At 36.0% G+C, this 15,137-nt stretch carries 18 protein-coding genes; 17 read left to right on the top strand and 1 reads right to left on the bottom strand.

Going from position 1 to position 15,137, the window contains the following annotated elements; genetic code table 11:
• Positions 1-564 precede the first annotated feature (564 nt).
• From rpmH to spo0J, 10 genes are all read left to right on the top strand, one after another.
• Positions 565-699 (top strand): 50S ribosomal protein L34, encoded by a 135-nt coding sequence (rpmH, locus tag F0362_RS27075; RefSeq protein WP_000831901.1) that lies wholly within the window; start codon positions 565-567, stop codon positions 697-699.
• 76 nt (positions 700-775) lie between these two features.
• Positions 776-1,123 carry a ribonuclease P protein component gene (gene rnpA / locus F0362_RS27070; protein ID WP_000728890.1) on the top strand — a complete coding sequence of 116 codons (348 nt, stop codon included), beginning with the start codon at positions 776-778 and terminating at the stop codon, positions 1,121-1,123.
• Between the two features lie 52 nt (positions 1,124-1,175).
• A complete protein-coding gene (spoIIIJ, locus tag F0362_RS27065; RefSeq protein WP_000727742.1) occupies positions 1,176-1,943 on the top strand; it encodes a YidC family membrane integrase SpoIIIJ in 768 nt (255 codons plus the stop codon).
• Positions 1,940-2,557 carry an RNA-binding cell elongation regulator Jag/EloR gene (gene jag, locus F0362_RS27060; RefSeq protein WP_000111507.1) on the top strand — a complete coding sequence of 206 codons (618 nt, stop codon included), beginning with the start codon at positions 1,940-1,942 and terminating at the stop codon, positions 2,555-2,557. Before spoIIIJ ends, jag begins: the two co-directional genes overlap by 4 nt.
• Positions 2,558-2,782: 225 nt before the next feature.
• Positions 2,783-4,159: a tRNA uridine-5-carboxymethylaminomethyl(34) synthesis GTPase MnmE gene (mnmE, locus tag F0362_RS27055; RefSeq protein ID WP_000393771.1), complete on the top strand. Its 1,377-nt coding sequence runs from the start codon at positions 2,783-2,785 to the stop codon at positions 4,157-4,159.
• Between the two features lie 46 nt (positions 4,160-4,205).
• Positions 4,206-6,095, top strand: a complete 1,890-nt coding sequence (gene mnmG / locus F0362_RS27050; RefSeq protein WP_000541048.1) for a tRNA uridine-5-carboxymethylaminomethyl(34) synthesis enzyme MnmG — start codon at positions 4,206-4,208, stop codon at positions 6,093-6,095.
• 21 nt (positions 6,096-6,116) lie between these two features.
• A complete protein-coding gene (gene rsmG, locus F0362_RS27045) occupies positions 6,117-6,836 on the top strand; it encodes a 16S rRNA (guanine(527)-N(7))-methyltransferase RsmG (RefSeq protein ID WP_001019628.1) in 720 nt (239 codons plus the stop codon).
• Between the two features lie 105 nt (positions 6,837-6,941).
• Complete coding sequence (gene noc / locus F0362_RS27040; RefSeq protein ID WP_000799019.1) at positions 6,942-7,814, top strand: nucleoid occlusion protein; 873 nt, start codon at positions 6,942-6,944, stop codon at positions 7,812-7,814.
• Positions 7,815-8,002: 188 nt separating this feature from the next.
• Positions 8,003-8,764, top strand: coding sequence for a sporulation initiation inhibitor protein Soj (soj, locus tag F0362_RS27035; protein WP_000516116.1), 762 nt, complete (start codon positions 8,003-8,005; stop codon positions 8,762-8,764).
• Positions 8,757-9,608 (top strand): stage 0 sporulation protein Spo0J, encoded by an 852-nt coding sequence (spo0J, locus tag F0362_RS27030; protein ID WP_001051819.1) that lies wholly within the window; start codon positions 8,757-8,759, stop codon positions 9,606-9,608. The genes soj and spo0J overlap by 8 nt, the downstream gene beginning before the upstream one ends.
• A 20-nt stretch (positions 9,609-9,628) precedes the next feature.
• On the opposite strand, the gene yyaC is transcribed toward spo0J, so the two are convergent.
• Positions 9,629-10,225: a spore protease YyaC gene (gene yyaC / locus F0362_RS27025; protein WP_149890051.1), complete on the bottom strand. Its 597-nt coding sequence runs from the start codon at positions 10,223-10,225 to the stop codon at positions 9,629-9,631.
• A gap of 259 nt (positions 10,226-10,484) precedes the next feature.
• On the opposite strand from yyaC, the gene F0362_RS27020 reads away from it, so the two are divergent.
• From F0362_RS27020 to F0362_RS26990, 7 genes are all read left to right on the top strand, one after another.
• Positions 10,485-11,366 carry a mechanosensitive ion channel family protein gene (locus F0362_RS27020; RefSeq protein ID WP_000365117.1) on the top strand — a complete coding sequence of 294 codons (882 nt, stop codon included), beginning with the start codon at positions 10,485-10,487 and terminating at the stop codon, positions 11,364-11,366.
• Between the two features lie 20 nt (positions 11,367-11,386).
• Entirely contained in the window at positions 11,387-11,584 is a 198-nt protein-coding gene (locus F0362_RS27015; protein WP_000435485.1) for a DUF951 domain-containing protein, read from the top strand.
• Positions 11,585-11,698: 114 nt separating this feature from the next.
• Positions 11,699-12,799 carry a redox-regulated ATPase YchF gene (gene ychF, locus F0362_RS27010; RefSeq protein WP_000524664.1) on the top strand — a complete coding sequence of 367 codons (1,101 nt, stop codon included), beginning with the start codon at positions 11,699-11,701 and terminating at the stop codon, positions 12,797-12,799.
• Positions 12,800-12,990: 191 nt separating this feature from the next.
• Positions 12,991-13,281, top strand: coding sequence for a 30S ribosomal protein S6 (rpsF, locus tag F0362_RS27005; protein WP_001233781.1), 291 nt, complete (start codon positions 12,991-12,993; stop codon positions 13,279-13,281).
• A 26-nt stretch (positions 13,282-13,307) separates the two neighbouring features.
• Positions 13,308-13,838, top strand: coding sequence for a single-stranded DNA-binding protein (gene ssb / locus F0362_RS27000; protein ID WP_000981964.1), 531 nt, complete (start codon positions 13,308-13,310; stop codon positions 13,836-13,838).
• Between the two features lie 44 nt (positions 13,839-13,882).
• The gene (rpsR, locus tag F0362_RS26995) at positions 13,883-14,116 is read left to right on the top strand and encodes a 30S ribosomal protein S18 (protein ID WP_000918874.1); all 234 of its coding nucleotides are present in this window, start codon (positions 13,883-13,885) and stop codon (positions 14,114-14,116) included.
• 80 nt (positions 14,117-14,196) lie between these two features.
• A complete protein-coding gene (locus tag F0362_RS26990; RefSeq protein ID WP_149890050.1) occupies positions 14,197-15,132 on the top strand; it encodes a YybS family protein in 936 nt (311 codons plus the stop codon).
• Positions 15,133-15,137 lie beyond the last annotated feature (5 nt).

Below are 15,137 nucleotides of genomic sequence, written 5' to 3'. Positions count from 1 at the left end.
AGGTGTCCCTCCTTTACTAAGATGGTAAAAGAATAAGGTTGCGCAACAAATGTACAACCCAATAAATAGTGAATGTATATTTATACGAAACGTCTTTTAAAACCTAAAAACGTCGTTTGTATATGAGATAGGGTTTTCGACAAAAAAAGCAAATGTGGACAACTATTTACCCACATGTGATTAAAACTGTCCACATGTTATACACAAATTGTGGATAAAATAAACATGTGGGAAACTTATTCAAAGTGAAAACACAACTATAATATCAAAAAAAAGTAGCTATAGCAATGAAATTAAGAAAGTTATCCACAAAATCAATACCTTGTGGAATAAACTTGTCCACAATACGATATACTGTGTAAAAGTAAGAAAAAAGTTTGTGGATATAAAAAACATAAAAAAACATTTATCCACAAGGAAATATAAGAACTGTGAAAAAGAATGTGAACAGGTTCAAAATGAATATTTGATGAAAATTTCGAGAACCATTGACATTTTCCTAGTTGATTAACTATAATTTATAAGACTGTCTTTAACAGATATTCCTCAGGGAGGTGTCATATAATGAAAAGAACTTACCAACCAAATAAACGTAAGCGCAGCAAAGTACATGGTTTCCGCAGCCGTATGAGCACAGCGAACGGACGTAAAGTGCTAGCAGCTCGTCGTCGTAAAGGAAGAAAAGTATTATCTGCGTAGACCACTGATCGTTCAGTGGTCTTTTTTTCTAATAATAGTGAATTTCCGCTGATGAAATACAGGAGTGTCAATTGATATGAAGAAAAAAAATCGTATAAAGAAGAATGATGAATTCCAGGAGGTTTTTCAAAAAGGAAAATCAAATGCGAACCGTCAGTTTGTTGTATACCAACTAAATAAAGAAGAACAGCCAAATTTTCGCATCGGTCTTTCTGTTAGCAAGAAGATAGGAAACGCAGTAGTTCGTAATCGAATTAAGCGTATGATCCGTCAGTCCATTACAGAATTGAAAGATGAGATAGATTCTGGAAAAGATTTTGTTATAATAGCAAGGAAGCCTTGTGCAGAGATGACATATGAAGAAGTAAAGAAAAGCTTAATTCATGTCTTTAAACGCTCTGGTATGAAAAAAATAAAAAAGTAGCGTAAGGAAATGAATTACACTATATACATACCGATACAAGGAGGAGTAGGCTTTGAAAAAGAAATTAGGTTTACTAGCCATGGTTGTTGCGTTAATGGCAATTACTGCTGGCTGTAGTGAAGTAAATCAGCCAATTACACCGAAAAGCACTGGGATTTGGAATGAATATTTTGTATATCCACTATCTCAGTTAATTACGTATTTTGCTGAATTATTCGGTAAGAATTATGGTTTAGCAATCGTCGTTACAACTCTTATCATTCGTTTTGCATTATTACCACTAATGATCAAACAAACGAAGAGTACGAAAGCAATGCAAGCATTACAACCAGAAATGGTGAAGTTAAAAGAAAAACATAGCTCTAAAGATCAAGCAACACAGCAAAAATTACAACAAGAAATGATGCAGTTATATCAAAAAAATGGTATAAATCCATTAGCCGGTTGTTTACCAATATTTGTTCAGATGCCTATTTTATTCGCATTTTATCATGCGATTATGAGAACATCAGAAATTAGTAAACATACATTTTTATGGTTTGATTTAGGACAGGCAGACCCTTACTATATCTTACCGGTTGTTGCAGCGATTACGACATTTATTCAGCAAAAGCTTGCAATGGCAGGAACTGCTGGTCAAAATCCACAAATGGCAATGATGATTTGGCTTATGCCGATTATGATTTTAATCTTTGCAATTAACTTCCCAGCGGCATTATCACTTTACTGGGTTGTTGGTAATATCTTTGGTATCGCTCAAATGTACTTTATCAAAGGGCCAGAAATTAAGGCTAGTAAGGCTGGAGGAGCAGGTAAGTGAGTGTAATTACTGCTAAAGGACAAACAGTCGAGCTGGCAGTAGAAGATGCTTTAAGGCAATTAAACACTTCAAAAGATCAAGTTGATATAAATATTATCGATGAGGGTAAAAGGGGATTCCTAGGCTTATTTGGGAATCGTCCTGCAGTAGTAGAAGTTGTATTGAAGAAAGATCCCATTCAAGAATGTGAAGAGTATTTAAAAAATGTTATTCGCAACATGGGTGTGGAAGTCGAGATTAGTAAAATTGTAAAGGGACGCGAAGTTGAATTTACAATTTCTGGTGATAATGTAGGTGTTTTAATTGGAAAAAGAGGTAATACGTTGAACTCTTTACAGTATTTGACAAAACTTGTCGCGAATCGCCATACGAAACAGTATATTGGTATCACACTAGATGCTGAAAATTATCGTAGTAAAAGAAAAAGTACGTTAGAATCGCTTTCTTATCGATTAGCAAAACAAGTGTCTAAAACGAAAAAAAGAGTTGTTTTAGAGCCGATGCCATCTTTTGAACGAAAAATTATCCATCAAGCATTATCTAATCATCAAGATATCAATACAACTTCTGAAGGAAATGAACCACATCGGCATGTTGTAATATCTTCCAAATGACCGGTTACTCAAATGAGTGCCGGTTTTTTTGAGGGGAAAACAGATGTGGATAACTAAAAACACTAAACTTATCCACTGTGAATAAGTTTAGTGTTTTTTACATGAGGACATAATAAAATGAGTTATTATTCTTTTGTAGATAGGTTCGTTATGGTATTCTAATAATTTAGTGAAGAAAATAATCGTGTTGAAATAGAGATAAATAAGCAAGTGAGGTGAAAGGACATGGAATTTGATACAATTGCTGCGATTTCCACAGCGCTTGGAGAGGGCGCAATTGCCATTGTTCGAGTAAGTGGGGATGATGCGGTTGAAAAAGTTAATCGTATTTTTAAAGGGAAGGACTTAACAGAGGTTCCTTCTCACACAATTCATTATGGTCATATTGTTGATTTAGATACAAATCAAGTTATTGAAGAAGTTATGGTGTCTATTATGCGTGCACCAAGAACTTTTACACGCGAAAATATAGTAGAAATTAACTGCCACGGTGGACTTGTTTCGGTAAATAAAGTATTGCAGCTTATTTTAGCGCAAGGAGTACGATTAGCAGAGCCTGGTGAATTTACAAAACGTGCTTTTTTAAATGGTCGTATTGATTTATCACAAGCAGAAGCTGTCATGGACTTAATCCGTGCAAAAACAGATCGTGCAATGAACGTAGCGATTAATCAAATGGAGGGGCGATTATCTAAATTAATTGGCCGCCTGCGTCAGGACATATTAGAAACGCTAGCTCATGTTGAGGTAAACATAGATTACCCAGAATATGATGATGTGGAAGAGATGACACATAATATTTTAATTGAGAAAGCGACACATGTTCGTGCTGAAATTGCAAAAATATTAGAAACATCGAAGCAAGGGAAGATTTTACGTGAAGGTATTGCTACTGCAATCATCGGTAGACCTAACGTTGGGAAGTCATCGCTATTAAATAGTCTCGTTCAAGAGAAAAAGGCAATTGTAACTGATATTGCAGGAACAACTCGTGATGTTATTGAAGAGTACGTTAATGTGCGTGGTGTACCACTTAAACTTATAGACACAGCCGGGATTCGTGAAACGGAAGATGTTGTTGAACGAATTGGGGTAGAACGTTCAAAAGAAATGATGAGCCAAGCAGATTTAGTGTTAATTGTCGTAAATTATAGTGAGGCTTTAACAAATGAAGATGAAGATTTATTCCGTGCGGTACAAGGAAAAGATTTCATTGTTATTGTGAATAAGACGGATTTACCGCAAGGAATTGATATGGAACGTGTTGCAGAATTGGCTGCGGGAAATCGTGTTATTACAACATCCTTAATCGAGGAGCAAGGAATAGATGAGCTTGAACAGGCGATAGCTGAGCTATTCTTTGAAGGAACAATTGATTCTGCAGATATGACATATGTTTCTAACGCAAGGCATATCGGACTATTAACACAAGCAGAAAAGACAATTGGAGATGCAATTGAGGCAATAGAAAATGGTGTTCCGATTGATATGGTACAAATTGATTTAACGAGAACGTGGGAAATACTTGGTGAAATTACTGGTGATACTGTCCATGAAAGCTTAATTGACCAGTTGTTCTCTCAATTTTGTTTAGGAAAATAATATGGCGATGTTTCAGAAAGATAGAGATTATTAGGAGGAATAAATAATGGGATACAATGCCGGTTCATACGATGTTATAGTAATCGGTGCAGGTCATGCAGGATGTGAAGCTGGTCTTGCGGCAGCACGAATGGGCTCCAAAACATTAATGTTAACAATTAATTTAGATATGGTAGCGTTTATGCCATGTAACCCTTCTGTTGGTGGACCAGCAAAAGGGATTGTTGTTCGTGAAATTGATGCATTAGGCGGAGAAATGGGACGCAATATTGATAAAACGCATATTCAAATGCGTATGTTAAATACAGGTAAAGGACCAGCTGTACGTGCACTTCGAGCACAAGCAGATAAGTTCTCTTACCAACATGAATTAAAGAAAACAATTGAAGAAACACCAAATTTAACTTTGTTCCAAGGAATGGTAGAGCGTTTAATCGTTGAAGATGGCGTATGTAAAGGGGTAATTACGCAAGCGGGTGCTGAATATACAGCAAAAACAGTCGTAATTACAACTGGAACATTTTTACGTGGTGAGATTATTATGGGTGATTTAAAATATTCGAGCGGTCCAAATAATCAGCAACCATCTATTACATTATCTGAGCATTTAGAGGAGCTTGGATTTGATCTTGTTAGATTTAAAACAGGTACACCTCCTCGTGTAAACAGCAATACAATTGACTACAGTAAAACAGAAATTCAACCGGGTGATGATAAACCACGTGCGTTCTCTTTTGAAACGACGAAATTTATTATGGATCAAATTCCATGTTGGTTGACATATACAAGTACGGAAACACATCGTTTAATAGATGAAAATTTACATCGTTCAGCTATGTATTCTGGTATGATTAAAGGAACAGGACCTAGATACTGTCCTTCTATTGAAGATAAAGTAGTAAGATTTAATGATAAACCACGTCATCAAATTTTCTTAGAGCCAGAGGGACGCAATACGCAAGAAGTATACGTACAAGGTCTATCTACAAGCTTACCAGAAGATGTACAGCGTGACATGCTTAGAACAATCCCGGGGCTGGAAAATGTCGAAATGATGCGTACAGGTTATGCAATTGAGTATGATGCAATTGTGCCAACGCAATTATGGCCAACACTTGAAACGAAAAACATTAAAAATTTATATACAGCAGGACAAATTAACGGAACTTCTGGTTACGAAGAAGCGGCAGGACAAGGGCTTATGGCTGGAATTAATGCGGCATGTCGATCTTTAGGTAAAAAAGAAGTTATTTTAGGGCGCGAGGATGCTTATATTGGTGTCTTAATTGATGATCTTGTAACGAAAGGTACAAATGAACCATATCGTTTATTAACATCTCGTGCAGAGTACCGTCTATTATTACGCCACGATAATGCGGATCTTCGTTTAACTGAAGTTGGTCGTGAAATCGGATTAATTAAAGAAGAGCGCTATGAGCGATTTACAAATAAAAAGTTACAAATTGAACAGGAAAAGGAACGTTTAGGTAGCATTATTATTAAACCACGTCCTGAAGTTCAAGAATTAATTCGTAGCATTGGTGGAAGTGAATTGAAAGACGGAATACGTGCAAGTGACTTATTACGTCGTCCAGAGATGACATATGAGCATATTCATCTTTTAGTACCAAGCGAAGTAGAATTAAGTGATGAAGTTACGGAACAAGTTGAAATTCAGACTAAGTACGAAGGATATATTGAAAAATCATTACAGCAAGTAGAGCGTATGAAGAAAATGGAAAATAAAAAAATCCCTGTGGATATTGATTATGATGCAATTTCTAGCCTTGCTTCAGAAGCTAGACAGAAATTGAAAGATGTTCGTCCACTTTCAATGGGGCAGGCTTCACGTATTTCCGGCGTAAATCCAGCAGATATTTCCATTTTACTTGTGTATATTGAACAAGGAAAAATTGCGCGCGTATCGAACCAATAAATAGTAAGGAGCTATCGCTAGATGAACATAGAACAATTTCAATCTATGCTAGAAGAGAAGGGTATTACCCTCTCTTCTAGGCAGTTAGAGCAGTTCAAAATCTACTTTGAAACATTAGTAGAGTGGAATGAAAAAATGAACTTAACGGCTATTACGGAAAAAGAAGAAGTATACTTAAAACACTTTTTTGATTCTATTACAGCTGCTTTTTATTATGATTTTTCAAAACCATTCTCAATTTGTGATGTTGGTGCAGGGGCTGGATTCCCAAGTATTCCTTTAAAAATCTGTTTCCCGCACTTAAAAGTAACAATTGTAGACTCATTGCAAAAACGTATTAATTTCTTAAATCATTTAGCACAAAAGCTAGAATTAAGTGACGTTGCATTTTGTCACGATCGTGCTGAAACATTTGGGAAAAAAGAAGGTGTACGTGAATCATATGATATTGTAATGGCACGTGCAGTTGCGCGTCTTTCTGTATTAAGTGAGCTATGTTTACCACTTGTAAAAGTCGGAGGAACATTCATTGCGATGAAGGGTGCAGCAGCAAACGAAGAAATTGAAAATGGCAAGTATGCTTTAGAGGTGCTTGGCGGAGAGTTAAAAGAGATGTCTACGTTCCAATTACCGTTTGAAGAAAGTGAACGTAATATTTTATTAATCGAGAAAAAGCGCAAGACACCAAAGAAATATCCACGCAAACCGGGAACACCCAATAAATTACCTATTGAAAAATAAATCTTATTAGACGTAAGATTAAATTATATAAATGAAAACGTAAATGTTTCATAGGAAACATTTTATGTAGAATAGTCAATAGGCCTAAAAGGTGGTGGAATATGTATGAAAAATACGTTTTCTCGTTTATTTGGCTTTGGAGATAAAGAGAGCGAATTCGAATTACAAGACGAAAGCCATGAAGAAATAGATAAAAAGGTATATGAAGAAATACAAGAAATTCCGATCGTAAATATTACTCCTAATCGTTATCAACCACGAACGGTTTTTGACGATGCACGTATCGACGAGTTGGCATTAACGATTCGTACACACGGGCTCATTCAGCCGATTGTTGTGAGGCAGTATGAGGATGATAAGTACGAGATTATTGCTGGAGAAAGACGTTTTCGCGCAGCAACGAAGTTAGGCTGGGAAAAGGTCCCTGCGATCATAAAGAACTTAAATGATACAGAGACGGCTTCTGTAGCGTTAATTGAAAATTTGCAACGTGAGGAATTAACAGCAATCGAGGAAGCTGTGGCATATCAAAAGCTGATTGAGTTACATAATTTAACGCAAGAAGCATTGGCACAACGACTTGGAAAAGGACAATCTACAATCGCAAATAAGTTGCGATTGTTAAAGTTGCCTGAAGAAATAAAAAGTGCATTGTTAGAAAAAAGTATTACAGAACGTCATGCTCGTGCTCTCATTCCTTTAAAAAATGAGGAATTACAACTGAAAGTTTTACAAGAAATTGTGGAAAAACAACTCAATGTAAAACAAACAGAGGAACGAATCGCGAAATTACTAGAAGAAGTAAAACCGAAGCGCAAGGCGAAGCAAAAAGCAGTAAGCCGAGACGCGAGAATTGCTATGAATACAATTAGGCAATCATTACAAATGGTGGCTGACAGTGGTTTAAATGTTAATTCTGAGGAAGAAGAATTTGATGAGTACTATCAAATTACGATTAAAGTTCCGAAGAAAAAATAATAATGATGTGTTAGAGACCTTATCCTACTGGAGAGGTCTCTTTTGCTATATTTTCTTGTTAATGAAGAAGGAGTTTAGAAATAAATTTTGAAGTTTAATAAGGACGGAAAAGAAAAACTTTTATTTCATGTTACAATAAACGTAATTGTTACTAGAATAAGATAGAAAGGTTGAAAGTAGGTGACATCATGGGAAAAATCATTGCTATTGCTAATCAAAAAGGCGGTGTTGGAAAAACAACAACATCTGTTAATTTAGGGGCTGGATTGGCGCAAGTAGGTAAGAAAGTCCTTCTCGTAGATATTGATGCTCAAGGAAATGCAACGACTGGTGTGGGAATTGAAAAGTCAGAATTAGACCAATGTATTTACAATGTTCTTGTGGAAGATGCAGATGTTCAGGGAGTTATACGGAAAACCGCAACTGAAAACTTAGATGTTCTACCCGCTACAATTCAATTGGCTGGTGCTGAAATTGAATTGGTACCGACTATTTCCCGGGAAGTACGTTTGCAAAGGGCATTACAGCCAGTTCGTGATGAATATGATTACATTATTATCGACTGTCCCCCGTCTTTAGGGTTATTAACGATTAATGCATTAACAGCAGCAGATTCTGTTATTATTCCTGTTCAGTGTGAATATTACGCACTCGAAGGATTAAGTCAGCTATTAAATACAGTTCGACTTGTACAAAAACATTTAAATAAAGATCTAGCAATTCAAGGTGTATTGTTAACAATGCTAGATGCCCGTACAAATTTAGGGATTCAAGTTATAGATGAAGTGAAGAAATACTTTAGGGATAAAGTATACCGTTCCATTATTCCACGTAATGTTCGCTTAAGTGAGGCACCAAGTCATGGGAAACCGATTATGCAGTATGACGCTAAATCAAGAGGGGCAGAAGTATATATAGATTTAGCAGAGGAAGTGATTGCAGGTGGCTAAAGGTTTAGGAAGAGGGATTAATGTGTTTTTTCCTGATTTAGATGTGAAAGAAGAAGAAACGATTCAGGAGATTATCGTAACTGAATTAAGGCCGAATCCATACCAACCGCGTAAGCACTTTAATAAAGCTGCGATTGAGGAATTAGCGGCTTCTATTAAAGAACACGGCATATTACAACCGTTAATTGCTAGAAAGAGTATTAAAGGATATGAAATTGTTGCAGGTGAAAGAAGATATCGTGCTGCCAAAGAGGCTGGACTTGAAAAGGTACCTGCCGTTGTAAGGCAATTAAACGAGCAGCAAATGATGGAATTTGCTTTGTTAGAAAACTTACAACGAGAAGATTTAAATCCGATGGAAGAGGCAATGGCATACCAGATGTTAATGAATGAGCTAAATGTAACGCAAGAACAATTAGCGAAACGTCTTGGTAAAAGTAGGCCTTACATTGCAAACTATACTCGGTTATTAAGCCTCCCTTCTTTCGTACAAGATATGATTGCAAATGGTCAACTTTCAATGGCTCATGGGAGAACTTTACTTACAATCAAAGATGAAGAACAATTGAAGTCCTTATTGAAACGCATTGAAAAAGAAGGATTAAATGTTCGTCAATTAGAGAAAATCGTCCAAGAGATTAATCAACACGTTTCACGTGAAACAAAACAAGTGAAAAAAGAGCGAAATATATTTTTCGTAGAACGTGAAACGTTCTTAAGAGAAAAGTTTGGCACAGATGTGAAAATTAAAGAGACGAAAAAAGAAAAAGGTAAAATCGAAATTGAATTTTTTAATAAAGAAGATTTAAATCGTATTTTAGAATTATTATCACATAAAAATTAAAAAGCAAACCATCTTATTATTTATAGATGGTTTGCTTTTTTTAATGCAGATAATTTTTGATCCGTCTCTTTTATACTTTGTGCGATTACATCGGCCATTTTCATCACTAAACTTAATCTCGTATTTTGAAGAACAAAAAACTCCATAAAACCATTTAAATTGACGATGCCGTGTATATGCAAATCACCAACTGCAGGTAATTTCTTATTCATCGCAGCACCAGGTTTACTAGGTCCTTTTCCAGTAGTAATTGAACCGATATTTTGAGACTTTCCTAAACATGCATCAACGGCAATTATAAAGGAAGTAGGATTTTCTTTCTGTATATTTTGAATTTTCTCTCCTAGATTCAGTGCATGCACTGGTTCATCTAGTGTGCCGAACACTTGGAAGTTTTTGATTTCTACTTGTTCTAGCTTAGTGCCAACTAATGGGCCGAGTGCATCACCGGTGGAACGATCTGTTCCGATACAAACGAGAATAAGTGGTATATTAGTTTGAATAGGAATATGGGAAAGCAAGAAGTTACTGATTGTCTCGGAGGCTTCTAAGTCTTGGTGCATAACATTTTGAGTTTCTTTTTCGAAAAAAGGTAAGCGAAAACTTCCAATATTCATGAAGCACCCATCCTTTTAATAAATTTTCAAAATATGTTATATGGCGAATAAAATGGAAAACTATAAGTGCGTACTTTTTGCAAAATGTAAATGAAAACGGAAATAATAGTACTAGTATATATATATTCGTTCCATTTTATACCTGGATAGAAGTTAACAAATGCAATTAAAGTTATAAATTTTTTCAGCAATCAGAGAGACTTCTGATACAATAAGAAGAATAACTAAAAAGAAATTTTGGCTGGAGAGGTAGAGATACATGGATTTATTAACGAAGTGGTTTAATTCTACGAAACAGTATTTATTGGATGCTGATCGTTGGGCTCATATTGGAGTTGCGACATTAAAAATATGTATTATTTTAACAATTGGTGCAGTTGTTGTGCGAGTTGCAAGAGCGGTTGTACGAAATGCGTTTCGCATGGGGAGCCGTTCTCCAATCCAAATTTCAGAACGTCGTACAGTTACGGTAGCGAAATTACTTGAAAATATTGTAGCATACGTTGTTATGTTCATTATGCTAATTGCGATTTTAGGTGTGTTTAATATTAATGCATCAGGTTTATTAGCGGGTGCCGGGGTAATTGGTTTAGCAGTCGGATTTGGTGCTCAAAGTTTAGTGAAAGACGTTATTACAGGTTTATTTATTTTGCTAGAAGATCAGTTTTCAGTTGGCGATTATGTTAAAATCGGTCAATTTGAAGGAGTCGTTTTAGAAATTGGACTTCGTACAACGAAAGTAAAGAGTTGGACAGGTGAAATTCATACTTTACCAAACGGAAGTATTGTTCAAGTTACTAACTACTCAGTTAGTAATAGTGTAGCATTTGTTGATGTATCTATTTCATATGAGGCTGACATTGCGAAAGCAGAGCAAGTTATTGAGGATTTATTAATAGAGTTACCTGCACAATACGAAAAAATGGTAACGACGCCTCAATTATTAGGTGTGCAAACATTAGCTGCATCAGAAGTTATATTACGCGTTATTGCTGAAGTAGAACCGATGCAACATGCAGTTATTGCAAGAGCACTTCGTAAAGAGATTAAAAATCGTCTAGATTTACATGGAATTGAAATTCCATATCCACGTATGGTTTTATATAATCGTGAAGAACTGGTTAGTGGAAAAGCACTTTAGTATCGAGAGGGGTTTGGAGAGTGGAGCAAAAGGAATATAACTTGTACGACGTTGTGGAAATGAAGAAAGCCCACCCATGTGGTGAGAATCGTTGGAAAATTATTCGTATGGGAATGGATATCCGCATTAAGTGCGAGGGATGTGACCATTCAGTAATGATTCCTCGAAGAGAGTTTGATCGTAAGGTGAAAAAAATACTTGTGAAGCACGAAGAATAGAGAAAAAGTAACAGTTGCAGTAGGTGGCTGTTGCTTTTTTCGTTTGGAGGAAACTTGTCATTTTTTTCGTTACTATCTATAATGATGAAAGATTGAGACATAGGAGTGAAAAATATGGGATTAACGGCTGGGATTGTTGGATTACCTAACGTAGGGAAGTCCACTTTATTTAATGCAATTACACAAGCAGGAGCAGAATCTGCGAACTATCCATTCTGTACAATTGATCCAAACGTAGGAATTGTAGAAGTACCAGATGAGCGTTTAAATAAATTAACGGAATTAGTAGAACCGAAAAAGACTGTTCCGACTGTATTTGAGTTTACTGATATTGCAGGTATCGTAAAAGGTGCAAGTAAGGGCGAAGGGTTAGGAAATAAATTCTTATCTCACATTCGCCAAGTAGATGCAATTTGCCAAGTTGTTCGTTGTTTTGAAGACGAAAATATTACGCACGTTTCAGGAAAAGTAGATCCAATTGATGATATTGAAACAATCAACTTAGAGCTAATCTTAGCAGACTTAGAGTCTGTTGATAAACGTATCGAGCGTGTTGCGAAATTAGCAAGACAAAAAGATAAAGAAGCAGTATATGAGCATGAAATTTTAGTGCGTTTAAAAGAAGCTTTCGAAGAGGGGAAACCAGCTCGTACTGTTGAATTTACAGAAGAGCAAATGAAGATTGTTAAAGGCCTTCATTTACTTACAACGAAAGAAATGCTATACGTAGCAAACGTAAGTGAAGATGATATTATGGATCCTTCTGAAAATAAATACGTACAAATGGTAAAAGAATTTGCAGCAAATGAAAATTCACAAGTAATTGTTGTATGTGCAAAAATTGAATCAGAAATCGCTGAGTTAGATGAGGAAGAGAAAAAAGTATTCCTGGAAGAACTAGGCATTGAAGAATCTGGTTTAGATCAGTTAATCCGTGCTGCATATGACTTATTAGGACTTGCTACTTACTTCACAGCTGGTGTGCAAGAAGTGCGTGCATGGACGTTTAAACAAGGTATGAAAGCACCACAATGTGCGGGCGTAATTCATACAGACTTTGAGCGTGGATTTATTCGCGCAGAAACAGTTTCTTATGATGATTTAATGACAAACGGTTCTATGACAGCTGCAAAAGAAGCTGGAAAAGTACGTTTAGAAGGAAAAGAGTATATCGTAAAAGACGGAGATGTTATGCACTTCCGTTTTAACGTTTAATTTAATATTTCCTAGGAAAAATAAAGATATGAACTTGGCAAATATATTATGTGTTTGCCAAGTTTTTTACGTATTGGTGAGTTGATTCATATAACTTACTATGATATAATCTAAACTCGTGAGTAATTACTATAAATTAATTGCTCCTTGCCCATTATGGGCCGTTTAGACCAAAAGGAGGTGAAAGTGTAATGAGAAAGTACGAAATTATGTACATCATTCGTCCTGGCGTTGAAGAAGAAGCTCAAAAAGCTTTAGTTGAACGTTTTGCAGGTGTTTTAACAAACAATGGTGCAGAAATCATTAACACGAAAGAGTGGGGTAAGCGTCGTTTAGCTTACGAAATCAACGACTTACGTGAAGGTTTCTACATGATCTTAAACGTGAACTCTAACGCAGAAGCGATTAACGAATTCGACCGTTTAGCTAAGATCAACGAAGATATCCTTCGTCATATCGTTGTTAAAGAAGAAGAAAAATAATTGATATATAAGGGAGAGTGGTTCGATTGATGAATCGTGTTATCCTCGTTGGTCGTTTAACTAAGGACCCTGACTTACGTTACACGCCCAATGGTGTTGCAGTAGCTACTTTTACGTTAGCTGTGAATCGCGCATTTGCGAATCAACAAGGTGAGCGTGAAGCTGACTTTATTAATTGTGTAATATGGCGTAAACAAGCAGAAAACGTGGCAAATTATTTGAAAAAAGGTAGCTTAGCAGGCGTAGACGGACGTCTTCAAACTCGTAATTACGATGGACAAGATGGTAAACGTGTATATGTAACAGAAGTTCTTGCGGAGAGCGTACAATTTTTAGAGCCGCGTAATGGCGGTGGGGAGCAACGTGGTTCATTCAATCAGCAACCATCAGGAGCTGGTTTCGGTAACCAAAGCTCTAACCCATTTGGTCAATCTAGTAATTCAGGCAACTCAGGCAACTCAGGTAACACTGGAAACTCTGGATTTACGAAGAATGACGATCCATTTTCGAATGTTGGTCAACCGATTGACATTTCGGACGACGATTTACCATTTTAATGGTATGAATCGGCTATTTTTAACAAAGAATGGAGGGAATAGACATGGCAGGACGCAAAGGTGGACGTGCGAAACGTCGTAAGGTGTGTTTCTTCACATCTAACGGCATCACTCGCATTGACTATAAAGATGTTGATTTATTAAAACGTTTCGTTTCTGAACGTGGTAAAATTTTACCTCGTCGTGTAACAGGAACAAGCGCAAAATACCAACGCAAACTTACAGTTGCAATTAAACGTGCTCGTCAAATGGCACTTTTACCATATGTTGGTGAATAATAGCGTATGAAATGCACAGTAGAGTCGGACTCTACTGTGCATTTTGCTATGCTTTTCTTTTTTGAAAGAGAGGTTAAATCATGAAACAAACAAAATTTATTACTGAAGGCGCAGCGTTATTAGCTATATACGCGATATTATTGCTTGTGTCTTTATACGTTCCGGTTTTAGGTACAGTTGTAACTTTCGCAGTACCATTACCGTTTATATTGTTTACGATAAAATATAGGTTATCCAATGCTTTTATAATTTTTACAGCTGCGCTTTTTATTACCGTTATTGTGAGCCAGCCCTTGAATCTAGTGAAGACAATAATGTTTGGATTGATAGGGATTGTTTTAGGATCCATGTATAAAAAAAGAAAAAAGCCAATAGAGATCTTGATGGCAGGAACCCTTGCATATTTAATTGGTTTTGTGCTCATTTATGTTGCAAGTATAAAGTTTTTTAACATAGATTTAATGAAGCAAATACAAAATATGTTTAATGAAAGTATGGCGCAAAGTGAAAAGATGGTAAGCGCTGCAGGTATGCCAATTAGTAAAGAACAAAAAGAGTTATTTGGACAATTCAATGAGATATTACAAACACTATTCCCGAGTTTACTTGTAATGGTTTCTGTTTGTTTTTCTTGGATTACAGTGCTCCTATCGGGTAGTGTCTTGAGGAAGTTAAAGTATGACGTTATATCTTGGCCTAAATTTAAAGATATACAATTGCCAAAGAGCATTGTCTGGTATTACGTTATATTTATTTTGTTAGCAACTTTTATAAAGGTAGAACCAGCATCATATTTATATATGGTATTTTCCAACCTATATGTCATATTTGCACTATTGCTCGTACTGCAAGGTCTGACATTTATCACCTTTTTAGCGCATAGAAAAGGATTTACTAAAGGTGTTCCTATTATTAGTTTTATTGTATGCATGTTTATTCCGATGATGTTTCCTCTTGTAACAATCTTAGGTATAATTGACTTAGGGATTTCATTGCGTTCTAAAATAGGGGGATAAAATAA

It is taken from the genome of Bacillus sp. BS98 (assembly GCF_008432245.1).
Classification (GTDB): Bacteria; Bacillota; Bacilli; order Bacillales; family Bacillaceae_G; genus Bacillus_A; species Bacillus_A toyonensis.
The sequence above is the reverse complement of the archived record's forward strand: the minus strand, read 5'-3'. Positions and strand labels throughout refer to the sequence as shown.